The organism is Corynebacterium sp. KPL1995 (assembly GCF_000477935.1).
GTDB classification, from domain to species: Bacteria; Actinomycetota; Actinomycetes; order Mycobacteriales; family Mycobacteriaceae; genus Corynebacterium; species Corynebacterium pseudodiphtheriticum.
On record NZ_KI515715.1, the window covers coordinates 798530 to 817768 of the forward strand.

Annotated in this window: 16 protein-coding genes; 13 read left to right on the top strand and 3 right to left on the bottom strand. The window is 56.3% G+C overall.

Going from position 1 to position 19239, the window contains the following annotated elements:
- Window positions 1-2 precede the first annotated feature (2 nt).
- A complete protein-coding gene (locus HMPREF1292_RS03550) occupies window positions 3-656 on the top strand; it encodes a histidine phosphatase family protein (RefSeq protein WP_023018786.1) in 654 nt (217 codons plus the stop codon).
- A 46-nt stretch (window positions 657-702) separates the two neighbouring features.
- Here HMPREF1292_RS03550 and HMPREF1292_RS03555 read toward each other — a convergent pair whose 3' ends face one another.
- Together HMPREF1292_RS03555 and HMPREF1292_RS03560 are read right to left on the bottom strand one after the other, a co-directional pair.
- Window positions 703-1050: a metallopeptidase family protein gene (locus tag HMPREF1292_RS03555; RefSeq protein ID WP_023018787.1), complete on the bottom strand. Its 348-nt coding sequence runs from the start codon at window positions 1048-1050 to the stop codon at window positions 703-705.
- Between the two features lie 59 nt (window positions 1051-1109).
- Window positions 1110-2132, bottom strand: coding sequence for a septum formation family protein (locus tag HMPREF1292_RS03560; protein ID WP_034645052.1), 1023 nt, complete (start codon window positions 2130-2132; stop codon window positions 1110-1112).
- Between the two features lie 44 nt (window positions 2133-2176).
- Between HMPREF1292_RS03560 and serS the strand changes: the two genes are divergently transcribed.
- From serS to HMPREF1292_RS03580, 4 genes are read left to right on the top strand one after another with little or no spacing between them, the layout of a single operon-like run.
- Complete coding sequence (serS, locus tag HMPREF1292_RS03565; RefSeq protein WP_024272848.1) at window positions 2177-3427, top strand: serine--tRNA ligase; 1251 nt, start codon at window positions 2177-2179, stop codon at window positions 3425-3427.
- The gene (locus HMPREF1292_RS03570) at window positions 3424-4320 is read left to right on the top strand and encodes a 1-acyl-sn-glycerol-3-phosphate acyltransferase (protein ID WP_023018790.1); all 897 of its coding nucleotides are present in this window, start codon (window positions 3424-3426) and stop codon (window positions 4318-4320) included. The genes serS and HMPREF1292_RS03570 overlap by 4 nt, the downstream gene beginning before the upstream one ends.
- A 17-nt stretch (window positions 4321-4337) precedes the next feature.
- Entirely contained in the window at window positions 4338-5171 is an 834-nt protein-coding gene (locus HMPREF1292_RS03575; RefSeq protein ID WP_023018791.1) for an HAD family hydrolase, read from the top strand.
- A gap of 7 nt (window positions 5172-5178) precedes the next feature.
- Window positions 5179-6744 (top strand): glycerol kinase GlpK, encoded by a 1566-nt coding sequence (locus HMPREF1292_RS03580; RefSeq protein WP_023018792.1) that lies wholly within the window; start codon window positions 5179-5181, stop codon window positions 6742-6744.
- On the opposite strand, the gene HMPREF1292_RS03585 is transcribed toward HMPREF1292_RS03580, so the two are convergent.
- Window positions 6741-8891 (bottom strand): N-acetylmuramoyl-L-alanine amidase, encoded by a 2151-nt coding sequence (locus tag HMPREF1292_RS03585; RefSeq protein ID WP_023018793.1) that lies wholly within the window; start codon window positions 8889-8891, stop codon window positions 6741-6743. The two genes, HMPREF1292_RS03580 and HMPREF1292_RS03585, sit on opposite strands and share 4 nt — an antisense overlap.
- A gap of 326 nt (window positions 8892-9217) precedes the next feature.
- Between HMPREF1292_RS03585 and glf the strand changes: the two genes are divergently transcribed.
- The 8 genes from glf to HMPREF1292_RS03625 all read left to right on the top strand — a co-directional run bounded on the left by glf (window position 9218) and on the right by HMPREF1292_RS03625 (window position 19096).
- On the top strand, window positions 9218-10408 hold the full coding sequence (glf, locus tag HMPREF1292_RS03590; RefSeq protein WP_021353469.1) for a UDP-galactopyranose mutase: 1191 nt from the start codon (window positions 9218-9220) through the stop codon (window positions 10406-10408).
- Window positions 10409-10502: 94 nt separating this feature from the next.
- Window positions 10503-12437, top strand: coding sequence for a glycosyltransferase (locus HMPREF1292_RS03595; RefSeq protein WP_023018794.1), 1935 nt, complete (start codon window positions 10503-10505; stop codon window positions 12435-12437).
- Complete coding sequence (locus HMPREF1292_RS03600) at window positions 12427-12957, top strand: phosphatase PAP2 family protein (RefSeq protein WP_023018795.1); 531 nt, start codon at window positions 12427-12429, stop codon at window positions 12955-12957. Before HMPREF1292_RS03595 ends, HMPREF1292_RS03600 begins: the two co-directional genes overlap by 11 nt.
- Window positions 12958-13941 carry a decaprenyl-phosphate phosphoribosyltransferase gene (locus HMPREF1292_RS03605; protein ID WP_023018796.1) on the top strand — a complete coding sequence of 328 codons (984 nt, stop codon included), beginning with the start codon at window positions 12958-12960 and terminating at the stop codon, window positions 13939-13941.
- A 206-nt stretch (window positions 13942-14147) separates the two neighbouring features.
- Window positions 14148-15170, top strand: coding sequence for an alpha/beta hydrolase family protein (locus HMPREF1292_RS03610; protein ID WP_021353473.1), 1023 nt, complete (start codon window positions 14148-14150; stop codon window positions 15168-15170).
- A gap of 326 nt (window positions 15171-15496) precedes the next feature.
- Window positions 15497-17494, top strand: a complete 1998-nt coding sequence (locus tag HMPREF1292_RS03615) for an alpha/beta hydrolase-fold protein (RefSeq protein WP_023018797.1) — start codon at window positions 15497-15499, stop codon at window positions 17492-17494.
- Window positions 17494-18120 carry a hypothetical protein gene (locus tag HMPREF1292_RS03620; protein WP_023018798.1) on the top strand — a complete coding sequence of 209 codons (627 nt, stop codon included), beginning with the start codon at window positions 17494-17496 and terminating at the stop codon, window positions 18118-18120. Before HMPREF1292_RS03615 ends, HMPREF1292_RS03620 begins: the two co-directional genes overlap by 1 nt.
- Window positions 18121-18184: 64 nt before the next feature.
- Window positions 18185-19096 (top strand): cutinase family protein, encoded by a 912-nt coding sequence (locus tag HMPREF1292_RS03625; protein WP_023018799.1) that lies wholly within the window; start codon window positions 18185-18187, stop codon window positions 19094-19096.
- Window positions 19097-19239: the final 143 nt, after the last annotated feature.

The window sequence follows — 19239 nt, forward strand, 5'->3', positions numbered from 1 at the left end:
GCATGGGAAAAATCATTTTGCTCCGCCACGGGCAAACACACTCCAATATCCACGGCTACCTGGATACCCGCCCGCCGGGAGCAGAACTCAGTGAGCTGGGGCGTCGACAAGCCCACGCTGTTGGTGAGGAATTCGCCCGTGATCTGGGAGAAATCCCGCAGTGGTGGTCGTCGATGGCCATCCGCACGCAGCAAACCTCTGAGATCGCTGCCCGTGCCTTCGAACAATTCCGTGGGCTCGAGCCCTACACCATCCCAGTGCAGGTGACCCCGGGGCTGTTTGAGGTATTCGCTGGTGACTACGAAATGAGCCAAAACATGGGGAAAATCGCCGAATACCATCAGTGTTTGCTGCGGTGGCTCGAAGGCGACGAACAAGCAGCAACCCCTGGCGGTGAAACCTACCCCGAGATTCTGGCGCGCTATTTACCAGTGATGGAACAAGCCGCAGCCAGCGACAACACCACGGTCATTGCCAGTCACGGCACCGTTATCAGAGTCGTGGCGCGCTACCTCACGGGCCTGGACCCGAGGCAAGCATTTGAATGGTATCTGCCCAACTGCCGCTACATCGTGCTAAACCCGGCAGGGCGGGAGTTTGGGCAGTGGAAGCTCGAGCGCTGGGGCGACTATGATCTGGGGGTCCTGCATACCTGAGCCGTGCTGCTTACGGCAGCCGAAAGAGCCGGGCGGTGCGGAAATTTTAGCCAAAACCAGCGGCATGCAGCTGCTCTTCGTCCATACCGAAATAATGCCCGACCTCATGAAACACAGTCACCTCGACTTCGTCGGCAAGCTGCTGGATACTGCTGCAATATCGCTTCAGGGCTTCGCGGTACACAAAAATCGCATCCGGCAGAAAACCTGTGTGGTGGTGGGTGCGCTCCACCAAGGACACGCCCTCATACAGGCCTAAAATCTCGGGGTTTTCCGGGTGAAAATCCTCAATCAAAATGGCAACATTACGCAGGCGATACGCGAAATCATCCGGGATTTTATCCAGCGCATCTAGCACTAGCTCCTCGAAATCCTCGTCGCTAATTTCAACCATTGCCCACCACCTTTGCACCTTTGCCGGAAGCGGAATGATTTCCGCTGTCATCGCAGTTGTTAGCGCCTTGGATTACGCTCTGGACGTTCCTCTGGTGGGCCACCGTCGATAGTCAACGCCCCACGGCCTTCGCGTGCTGTGCCTTCAATGGTGGAAAAACCGCCGCCATCGCGGGCGTGCACCAGCGTGCAATTCACGGAATAGGAACCATTACGCCAGGAATCCTCGCTAATCGCACCCCAGTATGGTTGCAGCGTGGACTGGTACAGGTTTTCCTCGCCGCCTAAATAATCCTCGCCTGCGCGGGTGCAGACGTCGGCAAGAAATTCATCCTGGGCTTCGCCGGCCGGGTATCCATCCGGGAAATTCTCCCGCAAATTGACCGTTGAGGTGACCTCCATGTGGTGCGGTTCGCCGCAGGCGACCTCGGTCAGGGTTTGTGATTCCTCGATGCGTAGGCAGGATTGTGCGCTATAAACCCGGGCTTGATCGCGCTCCGAAACCTTGCCGGTGGTCAGCTGCGGCACACCACGCGCATCTGTGGTTTGCAGGCCGCACAGCATGGTGCGATCGCCATTCTCCCAGGCAGGAGCCGGCGGGAGGATAGGGGCGATGGAATATTTGCCGGTCGGATCAAAACGACCATCTAAGTAGCGCAGGGTGGGTGCGCGGCAGAGCTCTTCGCGTAGCTGGGCTTGGCGTGCGGTGCCGGGAACCCCCGCTTCCAGGCCGAACTCGGCAGTAGGATAAGCACTCAAATCCTCGCGCGCGGAAACTTCAAAACGGTGTTCTTCCGCGCAGTCGGCTTGTTCGAAATTGGTGATTTTCCCCTCCGGGGTAATATCCCAGCTCAGACAGGCGCCAGCATCAGCGGTGGTGAACGATGCCACCTTTGGCTTTGGTTTCTGCGTCGATTCGGTCGCAGGGCTGGCGTTGACGGTGGTGTCGTTTGCTTGACCAGTGCTGCTGGAACCGGAATCCGAAAACAGCCCATAGCCGGTTAATGCCGTTGCGCTGGCAAGGGCAGTCACCAGTGCCGTGCGCACTGCTGCTGCTGATCGCCATGGTGACTGAGTACTCATCGGCAGCTAGTTTACCTTGTCGTTTCACGCTAGACTCTGGAGGCGTGATTGATCTGAAGCTTTTGCGCGAAAACCCTGACCTTGTCCGACAGTCGCAGCGCACCCGCGGCGAGGACCCGCAGCTTGTCGACGAGCTGCTGGCTGCAGACGAAAAGCGCCGTCGCGCTATTGCCACCGCAGATGATCTGCGTGCGGAACAAAAAGCATTCGGTAAAAAGATCGGTCAGGCTTCCGCAGAAGAACGCCCAGCGCTGCTGGAGGGATCTTCCGAGCTGAAACTAAAGGTCAAGCAGGCGCAGGAAGAGCAAAAGGCCGCCGAGGATGAAGTAGCCGCCATCCAGTACCGTTTGTCGAACATCGTGGAGGGCGCACCTGCCGGTGGCGAGGAAAACTTCATTGAAATCGAACGCGTCGGAGAAATCCCTAGCTTCGATTTCGAACCGAAAGACCACCTGGAGCTTGGGGAAAAGCTCGGGCTTATCGACATGACTCGCGGTTCGAAGGTCGGCGGCGCACGTTTTTATTACCTCACCGGTGATGGTGCTTTCTTACAACTGGGCATGATGATGCTCGCTGCGCAAAAAGCGCGCGAAGCCGGATTCCAGCTGATGGTGCCTCCGGTTTTGGTGCGCCCAGAGATCATGTCTGGCACGGGCTTTTTGGGTGAACACTCCGACGAAATTTATTACCTGGAACGCGATGACATGTATCTGGTCGGTACCTCGGAGGTGGCGTTGGCGGGCTATCACAAAGACGAGATCATCGATCTTGCCGACGGCCCAATCCGCTATGCCGGCTGGTCTTCGTGCTTCCGTCGGGAAGCCGGTTCGCACGGTAAAGACACCCGCGGTATTTTGCGTGTGCACCAGTTCGACAAGGTAGAGATGTTCAGCTACTGCAAACCGGAGGATGCAGCAGCGGAACACCAGGCTTTGCTGAACCTGGAAAAAGACATGCTTGCCGCCATCGAGGTTCCATACCGCACCATCGACGTTGCCGGGGGCGATTTGGGCAGCTCCGCAGCACGCAAATTCGATAACGAGGCCTGGGTGCCATCTCAGCAGACTTTCCGTGAGCTGACTTCCACCTCGAACTGCACTACCTTCCAAGCCCGACGCTTGTCGACGCGTTACCGCGATGAACAGGGCAAAACCCAGACTGCTGCGACGCTCAACGGCACGCTAGCCACCACTCGTTGGCTGGTTGCGATCCTGGAAAATCACCAGCAGGCCGACGGCACCGTGGTAGTCCCAGAAGCCCTACGCCCATTCGTCGGCAAGGAGATTTTGGAGTGACCGAATACCGCAGCCGTGCCGGGCTACGCGTGCCAGAAAACCTGCCGAAACTGAGAAAGCACCCATCTGAAGCCCGCGAAATTCCCTATGGCACCCCGGTGGTGCCGCTGGCTCGCTGGCTGATGTTTCTGCAGGGCATCGAAGTGACCGTGGACGGTGCCGAAAATATCCCTGCTGATGGTGGCGCGCTTCTGGCGATCAACCACACTGGCTATTACGACTTCATCCTGGGCGGATACCCTGCGTACCTGCGGGGGCGTCGCATCGTGCGCATGATGGCGAAAAAGGCGATTTTTGATACGCCGATTGTCGGTACTGTGCTGCGAATGATGGGCCACATCAGCGTGGACCGTTCTGCAGGAAAAGGTGCTGCATCCAAGGACGCAGCGGTGCAGAAATTGCGTGAGGGCAAACTGGTGGGGATTTTCCCAGAGGCTACGATCTCACGCGCATTTGAAATCAAAGACCTGAAAACCGGTGCTGTGCGCATCGCAGATGAAGCAGATGCGCCGTTGCTTCCGGTGATTATTTGGGGATCGCAGCGCATCTGGACCAAAGACCTGCCCAAAAACCTCTGGCGTGCCAATGCGCCGGTGCGGGTAGCCGTCGGCAAGCCCATCGAACTCAGCGGTTCCGTAGAAGAAGATACTGCAGCGCTGAAAAAAGCGATGGAAAAGCTGCTAGAAACCACCCGGGAGAAATACGCCGAGCGTCATGGGCCATTCGAACCTGGCTTACCGTGGATGCCTGCTTCTTTGGGCGGGAGCGCTCCAACCCTGGAACAAGCCGCTGAAATTGATGCTGCCGCGCGTGCCGAACGCGCACGTAAAAAAGCTGCGAAGGCGGAAAAAGCTGCAAAGGCAGCGAAGGCGGAAAAGAAAGACCGCAAGTGAGCCAGGCAGATGATGCAATGGCCATCGGGCCCGCCCCGCGACTAATCGTCAGCGATATTGACGGTACCTTCATTAATTCGGCCGATCGTGTGCCGCCGCGGGTACGCGATGCCATACATAAGGCAACCGCGCAGGGGATGCATTTTGCTTTAGCGACTGGGCGCCCTTTCCGCTGGTTGCAGCCGGTATTAGAACAAATAGCAGCCCGGCCAGTGTGTGTCACTTCCAATGGAGCGGTGATTTACGACTGTGCTGCCGATGAGGTGCTCACCGCCGCAGAGATCTCGCCGGAATTGATGGAAGAGGTCTATCACACTGCACAAGAAATTTTTGCCCCCTACGGCGGGGTAAGTATCGCTGCAGAATACGCAGGCTATTCCGTACGGCAAGACCCAACCGAGCTGTTTGTGGCCGCGGATAATTACGCACACACTTGGGCAGATTCGCAATTTATTTCTAAACCGACAGAACAAGTCTGGCAAAAGCCCGCCGTGAAGTTTTTATTGCGCAATCCGGCGATGTCCGCGAACCAGATGTATGAGCTGTTGGCTGAACATATTGATAGCCGACGCGCACACGTTACGTATTCGATTGATGCGGGATTGCTGGAAGTCGCGGCACCGGGGGTAAACAAGGCCGCTGGCCTGGAATTCCTTGCCAACCACTTGGGAGTGGCGGCTGCGGACGTCATCGCCTTCGGTGATATGCCAAATGACATTGAGATGCTGCGCTGGGCCGGGCGTGGGGTAGCAGTAGAAAATGCGCACCCGGCGGTGCGCCAGGCAGCTGATATGGTAACTGGGTCTAATGACGATGCCGGGATAGCCCAGATCATAGAACGGTGGCTGTAGAACAACCATGTTTATTGCTGCACTCGACCAAGGCACCACGTCCACGCGGTGCCTTATTTTTGACCGCGACGGAAACGTGGTCTCGCAGGCTCAGTTGGAACACCAGCAAATTATGCCGCGCAAAGGTTGGGTGGAGCATGACCCGAACGAGATTTGGGCCAACACGCGCCGGGTAATTTCTTCGGCAATGGTGGAACTGGATATCACCGCCCGTGATGTGCAAGCTTTGGGGGTGACCAACCAGCGCGAGACTGCCGTTGTCTGGGAAAAAGCTACTGGTGAACCAATCTATAACGCAATCGTTTGGCAAGACACCCGCACTGGTGGCGAATTCGACGATGCTACGGCGTGGCAAGCAAAAACCGGGTTATTGGCCAATTCCTACCCTGCTGGTCCGAAGATCGCCTGGATTTTGGATCACGTTGATGGTGCTCGTGAGCGCGCCGAACGCGGCGAATTACTAGCCGGAACCATTGATTCCTGGTTGGTGTGGAACTTAAGCGGCGGTGCGGAACAGGGAGAAAACGCCGATGAGGCAGATGGCGCTGCCGCTGCTGAGGAAAATACCCCTGGAAACAGTAGCGATGCCACCTACCAAGCGCAGCATATTACGGACGTGACCAATGCATCGCGTACCCTCCTGTTGGATTTACACACGCTGGATTGGGACGACGAACTTTGTGAGGCGCTGCGGGTGCCGAAGAAAATCTTGCCGACGATCGTCCCATCGATTGGTGCACTCGGTGAGGTGCGCCACCGCGGTTCACTCACCGGGGTGCAGATAACCGGCATTTTGGGAGACCAGCAGGCCGCCATGTTTGGGCAGCGGTGTTTCCGGCCCGGGGATGCGAAAAATACCTACGGCACCGGATTGTTTTTGCTGCTCAATACCGGAACGGAACCGAAGTTTTCCGAGCATGGTTTGCTGACCACCATCGCCTACCAACAACAAGGCGAAAAGCCGGTGTATGCGCTAGAAGGATCAGTCGCGGTTGGTGGATCGTTGATCCAATGGCTGCGGGATCAATTGGGAATTATTCCGGATGCGGCTTCCAGTGAGTCGATTGCTGCCGAAGATAACGGCGGGGTTTATATCGTCCCAGCATTCTCTGGGCTTTTTGCTCCACGTTGGCGCCCGGATGCAGCTGGCGTGATCGTGGGCTTGACCCGTTATGCAGATCGCAGCCATATTACGCGCGCGGCGTTGGAAGCGACCTGCTTTCAAACCCGCGAGGTTGTCGAAGCAATGCAGAAAGATGCCGGCCGGGAATTATCGGGCCTCTGCGTCGACGGTGGCATGGTGGCCAACGATCTGTTGATGCAGATGCAAGCGGATATCCTCGGCTCGTCTGTGCAGCGCCCGGAGATGATCGAAACGACTGTCTGGGGCGCGGCACTTGCGGCGGGTATCGGAATTGGCTGGTGGGATTTTTCGGACGATGACTACGTCGCTGACCACGTCTGGGAGCCAAAAATGCCCGAAGCCCAGCGTGAGCAGCTCTATCGCATGTGGAATCAAGCAGTAGAACGCACGCTGGGCTGGGAAGATGCTGGCCGGGGTGAAGCCGACTAGCCCTCGGTGATTTCTATTTGTCCAGTGGAAGGATCGAAGGTGATATTGCCACCCTGGAAATTCACACGGATTTTCTGACCATGCTGGTATTGCTCACTGGTTGGTAGCCCCAATTTTTCGAAGCCGCCGTTGGCCCAGGCTCGAGCGATTTCTCCCCAAAGCGCCTGGGTGCCAGTTGCCGCGGAATCAACGATGACTCCGTTGTCGAACAAGGCAAAGTCGACATCATCGGAGGCGCGCACGATACCAGTGGCTGGCGACCCCAGGACCGGGCCAATCAGCTTATTGATCCGCGCCCAGGTTTGTTCGATATCGCTGTTGCCCGTCAGTTTCACGACTTGCGTGATCATCGCGGGAACATCGCCCAGTTCGATACCGGAAGACGTCGCCAAGCGCTTAATCGTTGCCTCGGGGGACTCATTCGGAGCTTTCTCGGCAGCGCTGCTGGTCTGCTGCAGAATTGCCATGACTAGCGGCGCGATGATGCCGATTGCCTTGATTGCAGTTTGCAGAGGCCCTTGTGAGTTGGTATTGGTAGACGCATTTTGCGTATTGCTCTGTGTCTTGCTTTGGGGAGTGCTCTGCGGGGCTGCTTGGGTGTTGGTGGTGCTGTTGGAATTTGTGGTTCCGGATTGGTTGCCCGACTGCGACTGGCTGGTTGCGTTGCCCGCGAGCAGGCCAGCAACCTGCTGATATTTTTTGTTCGTGGCGTTGCGGATATCGCTCCACCGTGCCACGGCGTGGCTACCTGGGCATGTCGTGGCGCCAACGTCGCGGTGGCCGTGGAAACGCTGGAAGGTACGTGTATCACCGGCAGGATATTTTGCGTAGCTGCTGCCACCGGATGTCATCTGGATGGTGCCTGCTGGGTCAAAACCAGACTGCGCAGCGCGCCATCCAGCGATCTGGCCGACGGATTGGATGATGGCTTCGTTAATCGGTGCAATTTCGTAGTTACCGACCATGGAGATGCCGAAGGTTCCGTGGTTATAGCCGCCTGCGTGCGCGCCCATGACACCTTCACTGAGTCCGCCACGACGGCCCTCGTAAATGGTTCCGAACTTGTCGACGAGTGCGTGGTATCCGATATCGCACCAGCCCAGGGTCTGGGTGTGGTACTGGTAGGCGCCGCGAACCTGTGCGGCAGCGCTGGCAGCGTCGTAGTTATTGGAGCCTGCCGTGTGGTGCAGAGTCAGGGCGTTGTAGTCCATGCCGGTTGCGCCGCAATTGCCACGGTAGGACTCGTTCGCGCCCCAGCCTTGGCGAGTGACTAGGGTCGGCATGCCGACGGATAGGTTTGCGGTGTGCTCAATGGTGTTTTCTGCTTGGGCTGCGCCAGCTGCGGCGTTGCCGTTGACGAAAACTGCACTTAGATCATCAGCGCTGGTTGCGCCACCCGCTGCACCAGAATTAGCTGTAGTGGCAGTGGTGCTGTCGGCGTTGTCGGTGAGGTCGACGTCATCAGCGACGGGCTGGATAAGCCCAGCGGAGGTCTCCAAACCGGCTTTTGGCAGGGAGTTGGCTGTTCCGGGCGCTGCGTCGGTTGCGTTTTCGGTTGATTGCGCATCAGGTTCCGTATCGGATTGTGCGCCAGGTTGCGCATCAGCCTGTGTACCGCTGGTTTCGGTGGTGCCCGCAGTGGCTTCGTCGCCAGTGAACAGATCTAATCCGGCAACTGACACCTGCACGGTGTGAGTTGGTTCGACGTAGATCAGTTCGGTGCCTTGCTGCGTGGCTTCTTCTGGGTTGGGTAGCGCGTCGGCTTCGAACCATTCCGTCCAGCTACCGTCGGCACGCTTGGAACGGAAGTGCGCATTGATGTCGCGTTCACCGCTCCAAGTTAGGGCGAAGGAGTCGAATTCTTCGTCCTTAGTAAATTCTTGCACCGCGCGGGACGGGGCGGGGCCGTCGCCTTGGGTGGCCACGGCTGGATCATCCACAACGGTGGCGGTGCCGCTACTGAAGCTGGCGGTGCTGATGCTGGCTTCGGCCTGATCAGAACCAGCATTTTGGGTTTGCAATACCTGGTGGCCTCCGAATGCTGCGGTGACCACGAGGGCCGCCGTCGCGGTGACAGCGACGACTGGGCTGGCACTAGCCCAGCTTCGCAGCGACCCGGAGGTGCTAATACGGCGACGTAAGTGCATGAATACTCCTGTTTCTTTGAATGATTCAGCGAATCAATCAGCAACACACCCCTGAAACATGCACGCGTGTGTAAGCCGTGTGTCAGAGGTGAAGATACATATGCGAAGTTACATATGGGAAAAATGTTAATCATGTTGCGACACGCGTATCGGGAAGCATTATTCGGGATGGGTTGGCCCCATCCTGGCCACAAGTTTTTCGCAGAATACTGCGTACGTTTTTTGCAGAATACTGCGTACGCGGACAGCGTTTCTCCGGGGAAAAGTTGCCCACCCAACTTGGTTGCTCCCACTAGTGCGGGTGGTGCTCCACTAGTCTGTAATGCATGACTGCATATGACCTCATCATTGTCGGATCCGGATTTTTCGGCCTCACCATCGCAGAACGCGCGGCCAATGAGTTGGGCAAGAAAGTGCTCATCGTCGAAAAGCGCTCCCATCTTGGTGGAAACTGCTACACCGAAACCGATGAAGAAACCGGCATTGAGGTGCATAAATACGGTGCTCACCTGTTCCACACCTCCAATAAGCGGGTGTGGGATTACGTCAACAAATTTACCGATTTCACTGATTACCAGCACCGGGTATTCGCTATGCACGACGGCACCGCCTACCAATTCCCGATGGGGCTGGGCCTGATTAACCAATTCTTTGGGCGCTATTACAGCCCGGAAGAAGCCAAACAACTCATCGCTGAGCAAGCTTCGGAATTCGACTCGGATAAAGCCGAAAACCTAGAGGAAAAAGCCATTTCGCTGATCGGGCGCCCGCTTTACGAGGCATTTGTGAAAGGCTATACCGCTAAACAGTGGCAAACTGACCCGAAAAACCTCCCAGCTGGCAATATCACTCGACTGCCAGTGCGCTATACCTTCAACAACCGCTACTTCAATGACACCTACGAAGGACTGCCGGTCAACGGGTATACCGCCTGGCTAGAGAATATGGCGGCTTCGGACAACATCGATGTCCGATTGGACACGGATTGGTTCGAAGTTCGGGATGACATCCGGGCGCAGTCACCGGATGCTCCTGTGGTCTACACCGGCCCGTTGGACCGCTATTTCGACTACTGCGAGGGCCGTTTGGGCTGGCGTACCGTGGACTTCGACAAAGAGGTCCATGATGTGGAAGATTTCCAGGGCACCGCGGTCATGAATTACAACGACCAGGATGTGGACTACACTCGCATCCTGGAATTCCGCCACTTCCACCCAGAGCGCAATTACCAGCGCAACAAGACAGTGATTTTCAAAGAATATTCACGTTTCGCTGGTGCCGATGACGAACCGTATTACCCGATCAACACCCCGGAAGATCGCGAAAAACTCGCTGCTTACCGCAAGCATGCGGCAAAAGAAGTTACAGACAACAATGTGCTCTTTGGCGGCCGTCTAGGCACCTACCAGTACCTGGACATGCACATGGCCATTGGTGCGGCGCTGTCCATGTTCGACAATAAACTGGTGCCGTATTTCCAGGATGGGAAGCCGTTGGAACAAGAACGTGGCCACTAAGAAATAACCGCTGGACTAGCACGCTGGACCCAGCGCCCTGAACTAAGCACTCTGCACTCATTACCGTGAATCAACTTCTGTGAACTGGAGAACCGTGAACCATCGCGAAGCCCTGCAACGCATCCTTTTGCCGAAACGTGGCGAACCTTTCGATGTCTGCATGCTGTATCTCATCGAATCCACGCAAAACAAAGAACGCTTGAGCTGGAATACCCGCACTGATGTCACCGTGCCGGCTGGTGCGGAAGCTAGCTTCGAAACCTACTTCAATGCCTTCCCAGCATCGTATTGGCGCCGCTGGTCACAGTTGGACTCCGTCGTATTGACCATGAAGGTCACCGGTACCGCCAATATCGCTGTGTATCGCTCCAAAGTCGATGGCACCCGAGTTGGGGTGAGCAACCATTTGATTGCCGATGACACTCTGGACATCGAGCTGCCACTGAAGAACTTTGAAGACGGTGGCTGGTACTGGTTTGATGTCACCGCAGAAACGGACACCATTATTAGCGAAGCCGCCTGGTGTGCTCCACACGCGCCGAAGCCACAAACGCTTCCCGACGGGTCCACCATCGAGCCTGCCGCGAAAAAAGTCGCTGTCGGCATCCCGACGTTCAACCGCCCAGCCGACGCCGTTGCCGCGCTGCAGGCGCTGGGGGAGGATCCTGTCGTCGAACAAGCTATTTCTCACGTGCTCATGCCGGACCAGGGCAACCAGCACCCAGCTGACGAGCCCGGTTATGACGACGCGGTAGCTGTATTCGGCGAACGCTTCCGTGAATTCCGGCAGGGCAACTTGGGTGGTTCCGGTGGTTATTCGCGCATCATGTACGAGTTTGTGGAAAACACTGATGCGCCGTTCGTGTTGTTCATGGACGACGATATTGCCATCGAACCAGATTCCATTTTGCGTGCCGTGCAGGCTGCCCGTTTTGCGGCCAGCCCGATTGTCGTTGGTGGACAAATGTTGAACCTGCAACAGCGCGCACAATTGCGTACCACAGGCGAAATGATCCAAGGCCACGACTTTATGTGGGGGCCAGCCCCATATGGTGTGTACGATCACGACTTTTCTGAATACCCGTTGGGCTACACGCTCACCGAAGAACAACAGCGCAACCCGCACGCGAAAAGCAGTGCAGACTTACACCGGCGTGTCGATGTTACCTATAACGGCTGGTGGATGTGCTTGTTCCCACGCGTGGTTGCCGAAACCGTCGGCCAGCCATTGCCGCTGTTTATCAAGTGGGATGATACAGAATATTCCTTGCGTGCTGCCGAGTTCGGCTTTCCGACGGTCACCTGGCCGGGTGCCGCAATCTGGCACATGGCCTGGGCAGATAAGGACGATGCGATCGACTGGCAGGCGTATTTCCACCTGCGTAATCGTCTGATCACTGCTGCTATGTATCATCGCGGCAGCTTCAAGGGCGTGGCACGCTCGATCATGAAATCAAGCTACAAGCATGCGCTGTGCATGGAGTATTCCACCATGGCCATTCAAATTGAAGCCATGCGGGATTTCCTGTCTGGCCCAGCGCAACTCTTTGATGTCTTAGAATCGTCGCTGCCACGCATCCAGAAGATCCGACAGAACTACGATGATGCTGTTATATACGAGTCGGCGGCAGATCTGCCAGCGCCGACCGGTGCCAATGTGCCTTTACGCAACGTTGGTGGTCGTTTGGGTAAGGTGAAAAAGATTCCGTGGCTGTTGAAAACCCTGCGCCACATGTCGCGGGAAGCTGACCCGGCGCACTATGAAGCACCACAGATCAACCTAAATCCAAAGGATGCGCGGTGGTATAACCTGTCGCGAGTTGATTCGGCGACTGTGACCACCGCTGGTGGTACCGGGGTGGCCTTCCGCAAACGCGATAAGCAGTTAACCAGTGAGTTGCTCTCACAAACCCGGCAGCTATTGAAAGATATTGACGCTCGTTTCGATGAGCTGCAGGAAACTTATCGAAGCGCGCGCCCGCAATTGACCGCACGTGAATCGTGGAAGAAGGTGTTTGATGCCCAATAAACCCAGCAAAAACGAACCCAATCAACTGAGCCGGGCAGAATCTCGGGTTCTGCAGCGTATTCAGGCGGTGGCTTTCGATGCGCCGGGTGTGCTGTCGGCTGCTCGTGGGCTATCGCATTTCGGTGAACATGCTGCAGGCTGGGTTGCCAGCGCAGGAGTAGGTGCTGCCGTCGACAAGCAGCGTCGTGGCCAGTGGGTACGAGTTGGTGCCTCGGCATTGACCGCGCATGCCGCATCGGTGGTGCTGAAACGCATCGTGCGTCGGCGTCGTCCGGATTATCCGTATGTGCGCGTGGGGGTGTCTACGCCATCGAAGTTGTCGTTTCCGTCGTCACATTCGACGTCCACAGCGGCGTTTTGTACTGGGATTTCAGAATTGACGGGTACAAAAATACCGTTGGCAGGTATCCCGGTAATGATGGCATCGCGTATGGTGTTGGGGGTTCATTACCCGACAGATACTCTGCTGGGTGCAATGATTGGTTATGCGACCGCTAAGCGAATGATGAGGCAAGGCTAGATGGAAAACGACGGTCACCAAAGCGTGTTTCATTCGGAACCGCATACCTCCGGCGTGGATACCGGCCGGAAGCGGCAACCTCCGAAAAACTTGCTTGATGGCATGATCAAGGCGCTGCGTCCGAAGCAGTGGGTAAAAAACAGCCTGGTTATCGCGGCGCCGGCTGCTGCCGGTGCGGGTGTCTTGTTGGATGGGCGCACGCTTGCCGACGTCGCCTTGGCTTTTATCGTCTTCTGCATGGGTGCGTCCTCGATCTACTTGGTCAATGATGCCCGCGATGTCGCTTCTGACCGCGAGCACCCGACTAAGCGCTTCCGCCCGATTGCCGCTGGGGTGCTGCCGGTCGGCCTGGCCTATGCCATGGCTGTCGGGCTCATTATTGCCGCCGTTGGCCTGTCCTTCTTGGCCTCTGATGGGGTGGGTCTGGCCTCGGTGATTGCGGTGTATATCGCCTTGCAGCTGGGCTATTGCTTTGGCTGGAAGCACATGCCGGTGATTGATATCGGCTTGGTGTCTTCTGGGTTCATGCTGCGTGCGATGGCAGGTGGTGTAGCTGCCGGTATCGAACTTTCACAATGGTTCCTGCTGGTGGCGGCATTCGGTTCCTTGTTTATGGCTTCCGGTAAGCGTTATGCGGAGCTGCTGCTCTCGGAACGCACGGGTGCTAAGATCCGCAAGGCATTGGAGGGCTACACGCCGACGTACCTGCGCTTCGTTTGGACTTTGGCTGCTACCGCCGTCGTTATGTCCTATGCGCTGTGGGGATTTGAACTCTCGCAGGCTACTGAGGGCTTGACGTCGATCATGTACCAGGTTTCCCTGGTGCCGTTTACCATTGCTATTTTGCGCTATGCCTCCAATGTGGACCGGGGTGAAGGTGGAGCTCCGGATGAGATTGCGTTGGAAGATCGCGCGCTGCAGGTGCTGGCGTTGCTGTGGATCGCTTGCATCGTGCTGGCTGTGTACATCGTTCCTGCAATTTAAAATCATTTTCAAGTAGCGATTATTTTTGCCTCCCCCTAGACTGATTTTTAGCTGTGTAACGAAATTGTCTCGGTTTTCGATACACTTACTAGAATCTGCTGCCGCTCTGGTTTTTGGCTGATCACCGCATACGGTTGCTTGCTAGCGTTCGATCGAAAAGCTTGGAGCATAAAGGCAGCTTGGAAAAATTTCCGTGAAGGGGAGCAATGACGTCGATCGTGAATATGCGTCGTGCGGTGGTCGCTGCGGTGGCTGCTGTGGCGGTGGCGCTCGGAATGATGGCTAGCCCATCGGTGGCGACCGCACAAGACAACCGGGGCTGGTTGCGCCCGGATGCTACGGGTACCTGTGATTGGGACCCGCATGTAGCTTATTTTGTGCAACGCTGTGACGTATATTCGCCAGCAATGGGGCGTAATATTCCCGTGCAGATCCAGCCTGCTTCTCGTGGTGGCAACGCAGGCCTATATCTTCTAGATGGTTTGCGGGCGAACAACCAACAAAATGGTTGGAATCGCGAGGGCAACGCCCACAAGAAATTTGTGGACAACAACATCACCCTGGTAATGCCGGTCGGTGGCGAGGCATCGTTCTACGCAGACTGGAAAGGCACCCCGAAGTACTTCCCGGGTGAAGAAGACGGCAGTTACAAGTGGGAGACTTTCCTGACTGCTGAGCTTCCTGGCTATCTGCAGCAGCACTTCGGTGTTGCTCCGAACAACAACTCGATTGCCGGACTGTCGATGGGGGCGACTGCCGCGATGAACCTGGCTGGCAAGCACCCAAACCAATTCCGTCAGGCCCTGTCTTATTCCGGTTACCTTTTCACCACTGCACCGGGAATGCAGACCATGATGCGGGTGGCGTTGCTTGATGCAGGTGGCTACAACATCAACGCGATGTACGGCACGATCATTAACCCAGCTCGTTTCCAGAACGACCCATTCCACTTGGTGGGCAACTTGCGTAATACCGACGTTTACGTTTCTGCCGCTTCCGGTATTCCTGGGCCAGCGGATCATAACTTGGCGCCGCAGCACCAGACTCCGGGCATCGTTTTGGAATTCATGTCCATGATCGGCACCCGGGCCTTTGAAGCGAATGCTCGCTTGAATGGTGTCCCTATCACCACCGATTACCCAGGCGTTGGTCTGCACAACTGGTACCAGTTCAACTACCAGTTGGATCGCACTTATGACCGCATCTTGGATGTTATGGGAGCTCGTTAAAAACTAGCCTGAGCTCGCAACCGGACTGGTGTCGCAACACAGCGACACCAGTCCGGTTTTTGTTTCTAGCGTGTTGTCTGCTGCTGAAATATTGCTGGAGCTGAATAATTTAATGATTTCTAGGGCTGAATCATTTCTGGGCTAATGATCTTTGTGTATTTTTCTGCGAAGTACCGGAGTGTCTTACCAACCATCGCCAAGTTAAACCTAAACTTTAGACTTGATAACTACGCGAGTAGGCCAGCCGCATCCCGGAAGCGGGGAACTTCCGGGGTGGGGGCGGGCCTGAATTTTGCCTACCCTGTACACACTTTCAAGGAATCATTATGCGACTAGACTCGTCTCGTTCCCCGCACGTTCAATCACAGGCTGCCGGTCAGTCACGCGGTACTCGCGGTCGTGCCTGGTTTAAGGCCTTGGCTGTGCCTACCGCCGTTGCTACCGGCTTGGCTGTCGTACCTATTACGACGCAGGCGCCGGTGGCGCAAGCCCAAAGCTCGCTACCAGGAAGCTCGAACCTACTGCCAAAAAACGATGGCCTGACTGACTCGATTCTTCCGGGCGAAGCTCCACAGCGCAGCACCATCGAAACGGAATACCCGAGCTCCGATGGGCTGCCAGCAGGCGTGGAAATTGATCGTGTGGAATACAAATCGCCCCGCCACGCCTTCGTATACGTGAAGTCCGCTGCCATGCCAGACCAGGAAATGAAGTTCCAGATTCTGCTGGCCCGTGACTATTACGCTAAGCCGAACCAGCAGTTCCCGGAATTGTGGTTGATGGACGGTTTGCGTGCCCGTGAAACCGAATCCGGCTGGACCATCGCGACTGATGTCGAGCAGTATTTCGCCGACAAGAATGTCAACGTCGTGTTGCCAGTCGGTGGTGAGTCGTCGTTCTATTCTGACTGGCAGAAACCAGACAATGGCAAGCACTATAAGTGGGAATCTTTCCTGACCAAGGAAGTCATCCCAATCATGGATAACAAGTTCCGCTCCAACAAGCAGCGGGCAGTCGCTGGTCTGTCCATGGGCGCAACTTCTGCTATCAACATGGCAGAGCGGAACCCACACCTGTTTAATTTCGCAGGTTCGTTCTCCGGATACTTGGATACGACTAGCAAGGGTATGCCGGAAGCGATTCAGATGGCGCTTTCCGACGGTGGCGGCTACAACGCTGAAGCAATGTGGGGCCCGCTGTACAGCCAGGGCTGGATCGACCATGATCCGAAGCTTGGTATCGAGCAATTGCGCGATATGACAGTCTATGTTTCTTCCGGTAGCGGACAGCCGGACTTTGGCGACCCGAACTCCGTCGCCAAGCACGGCCCAAGCTTGCCAGGTGTGGGCCTGGAAGTTATTTCGCGCATGTCGACGCAAACCTTCGTGGACCGTGCCAAGGCCCAAAACGTGGATGTCGTCGCGAAGTTCCGCCCAACCGGTATTCACACTTGGGAATACTGGGAATTTGAGCTGAAGCAGGCCTGGCCGTACATCGCGAACTCTCTGAGCATCCCACAAGAAGGCCGCGCGGCGGAGTGCGAAGTTAAGGGAGCCATTGGAGCCAGCGTTGCTGGCCAGGCGCACTTCGAAGAATGCTTGACCAACGAATACCAGGTGGGCGAGACCAGTGGTGTGGCGCAGGATTTCACCGGCGGTACTGCTTATTGGTCGCCAGAAACCGGTGCGCATGGGGTTTACGGCGCGATCAACGCGCGTTATGCGCAGCTGGGTGGAGCAACCTCGTGGTTGGGCTTCCCGAAGTCCACTGAACTGGGTACGCCAGACGGCAAGGGCCGGTTTGTACAGTTCGAAAACGGCAACATTTATTGGCACCCAGATACTGGTGCTTGGGAAGTTCCGAATGATTTGTTGGAAGGCTGGAAAGAATACGACTACGAGCGTGGCCGCTCCGGGTACCCTACCGGCAAGGATGAACACATCAATGGCGGCAAGCTACAGCCGATGCAAGGTGGCTTCCTAGCGCGTAACCGCGAGGGCAAGACCCACCTGGTCTTCGGCGCAATCGCTAAGAAGTATGCGACCGTGGACAAGGCTGACTTGGGTCTGCCGATCAGCAATGAGTACAAGATCGATGGCGGTTGGTTCCAGCAATTCGAAAACGGCAATATTTACTTCTCGCCAGAATCCGGCGCCCAGGTGATCAAGTACGGAAAGATCTTCGACGAATGGGGTAAGCACGGTTACGAGAAAGGCAAATTCGGCTGGCCTACCGCGGACTTCGAGTCGAAGCCGGGCGTGAATGAGCAGAAGTTCCAGAACGGAACCCTGCAAGAGATCAACGGTGGCGTACGGGAGAAGTAATGCGATTTACTCGAAGCACAGGTATTCGTAGCGTTGAAGCTTTTCGCAACACTGGGGTGCGGCGTCGGAAAGCGTCGTTGGTAGCGGCGTTGACCACCGGTGCCCTGGTTTTGGCCGCCTGTGGTTCAGCGACCGTAGAAGACGAAGCACCAGAAACCCTGAGCAAATCCTCGACACAGACTACGAAATCCACCGCAGCCAGTTCTACAACGTCGCCGGGGGCTGGTAAGGACGACAAAGACGGTAAGGACGGCAAAAAATCCAGCGAGGGTTCTACGACGGCTAAGTCTGGTTCCGGGCAGAATAGTGCCGGGAATAATAACGCTGAGCCGGCGCCGCAAACTGCCGGTGGCCGTGACCGTGGCGCGCAGGAAATCGACGAAATTCCTGAGACGAACCCTTTCGAGGGTGAGAACGCCGCCTTCCTCGATGATGTTCGTGCTCTCGGAGTTGATGTTGCAGGTGTCGAAGGTCAGGTGGTTTCTGCTGGCTATCTGGTTTGTGATGAGCAGACCGCTATCTTACAGGCAGTGGCTGGGCAGCTGATCGGGCAGCAGCGCACTGACAGAGAATTTGAAGATTTGGTTGATAAATTGACGGAATCCGCGCGCGGGCGCTTTTGCTAGTGCTAGTGCGGTAGTTATGTGCTAGAAAATTCCGCAGTCGTGCTCAATCAAGAAATGTGAAGCTATGAGAAAAGTGCTCACGGTTGTCGCCGTGATCGTCCTGATCGTTCTGATCGGTGCCGGGGTAGTGCAATACCTGAACGGTGATGATCCGATGGCCCCGGACGACCAGGCTCGTCCTGCCGAAGAAGCTGAAGGGCCAGTGCAACCGGAATGGTGCCCGCGCGTGGAGTTTATTGCTGCACCGGGCACATGGGAATCTGCTGCGGATGATGACCCGTTCAATCCACAGGCGAACCCGCATTCATTCTTGCTGAATGTCACCCGCCCGCTGCAGGAGCGTTACGCTCCGGACGATGTGCGTGTATGGACTTTGCCGTATTCTGCGCAGTTTGCCAACGTGCAGAATCAGGATCAACTGACTTATGACGAATCTCGTGAAGAAGGTACGCAGAAGGTGCGTGAGCGCTTGCTTTCCACTCACGGGGAATGTCCGTTAACTGACTTTGCCATGACTGGGTTTTCCCAAGGCGCGGTAATTTTGGGCGATATCGTCAATGAGATCGGTAATCATCGTGGCCCGATCCCTCCCGAGCGGGTTCGTGGTGTTGCTTTGCTTGCCGACGGCCGTCGTACTGCGGATCAGGGCATCAACCCTGGCAACCCCGTTGGCGGAGTTGGTGCCGAGGTGTCGCTGAAACCGGTCGAGGGGCTGGTGCAAAATGTCACTCCGGGGGCATCAATGCGGGGTGCGCGTGATGGTTTTGGTGCGTTGCAGGATCGTACTTTCCAGATCTGTGCTTCGAGTGACCCGATCTGCGCTGCACCGGAAAGCGTGATTGATGGTTTAGGACGGGCTTTGGAGCTGGCGAATAATTCGCACGCGCAATACGGCACTAATACGGACGTTGTTCCCGGAACAACTGCGGATCAGTGGATTAAGAATTGGGCTATCGAGACCATCGATCATGGTTAGCGAGATAGGTTTGCTCGAAATGTGAACCTCACCAGCACCGCCATGTTGAAAGTCTTTCGGCGTGGCGGTTTTTCGGCGTGGCGAATCGTGATTGTGAATTAGAACTCATATCATTTGGTGTATATGTTATAGATGTTAACGTT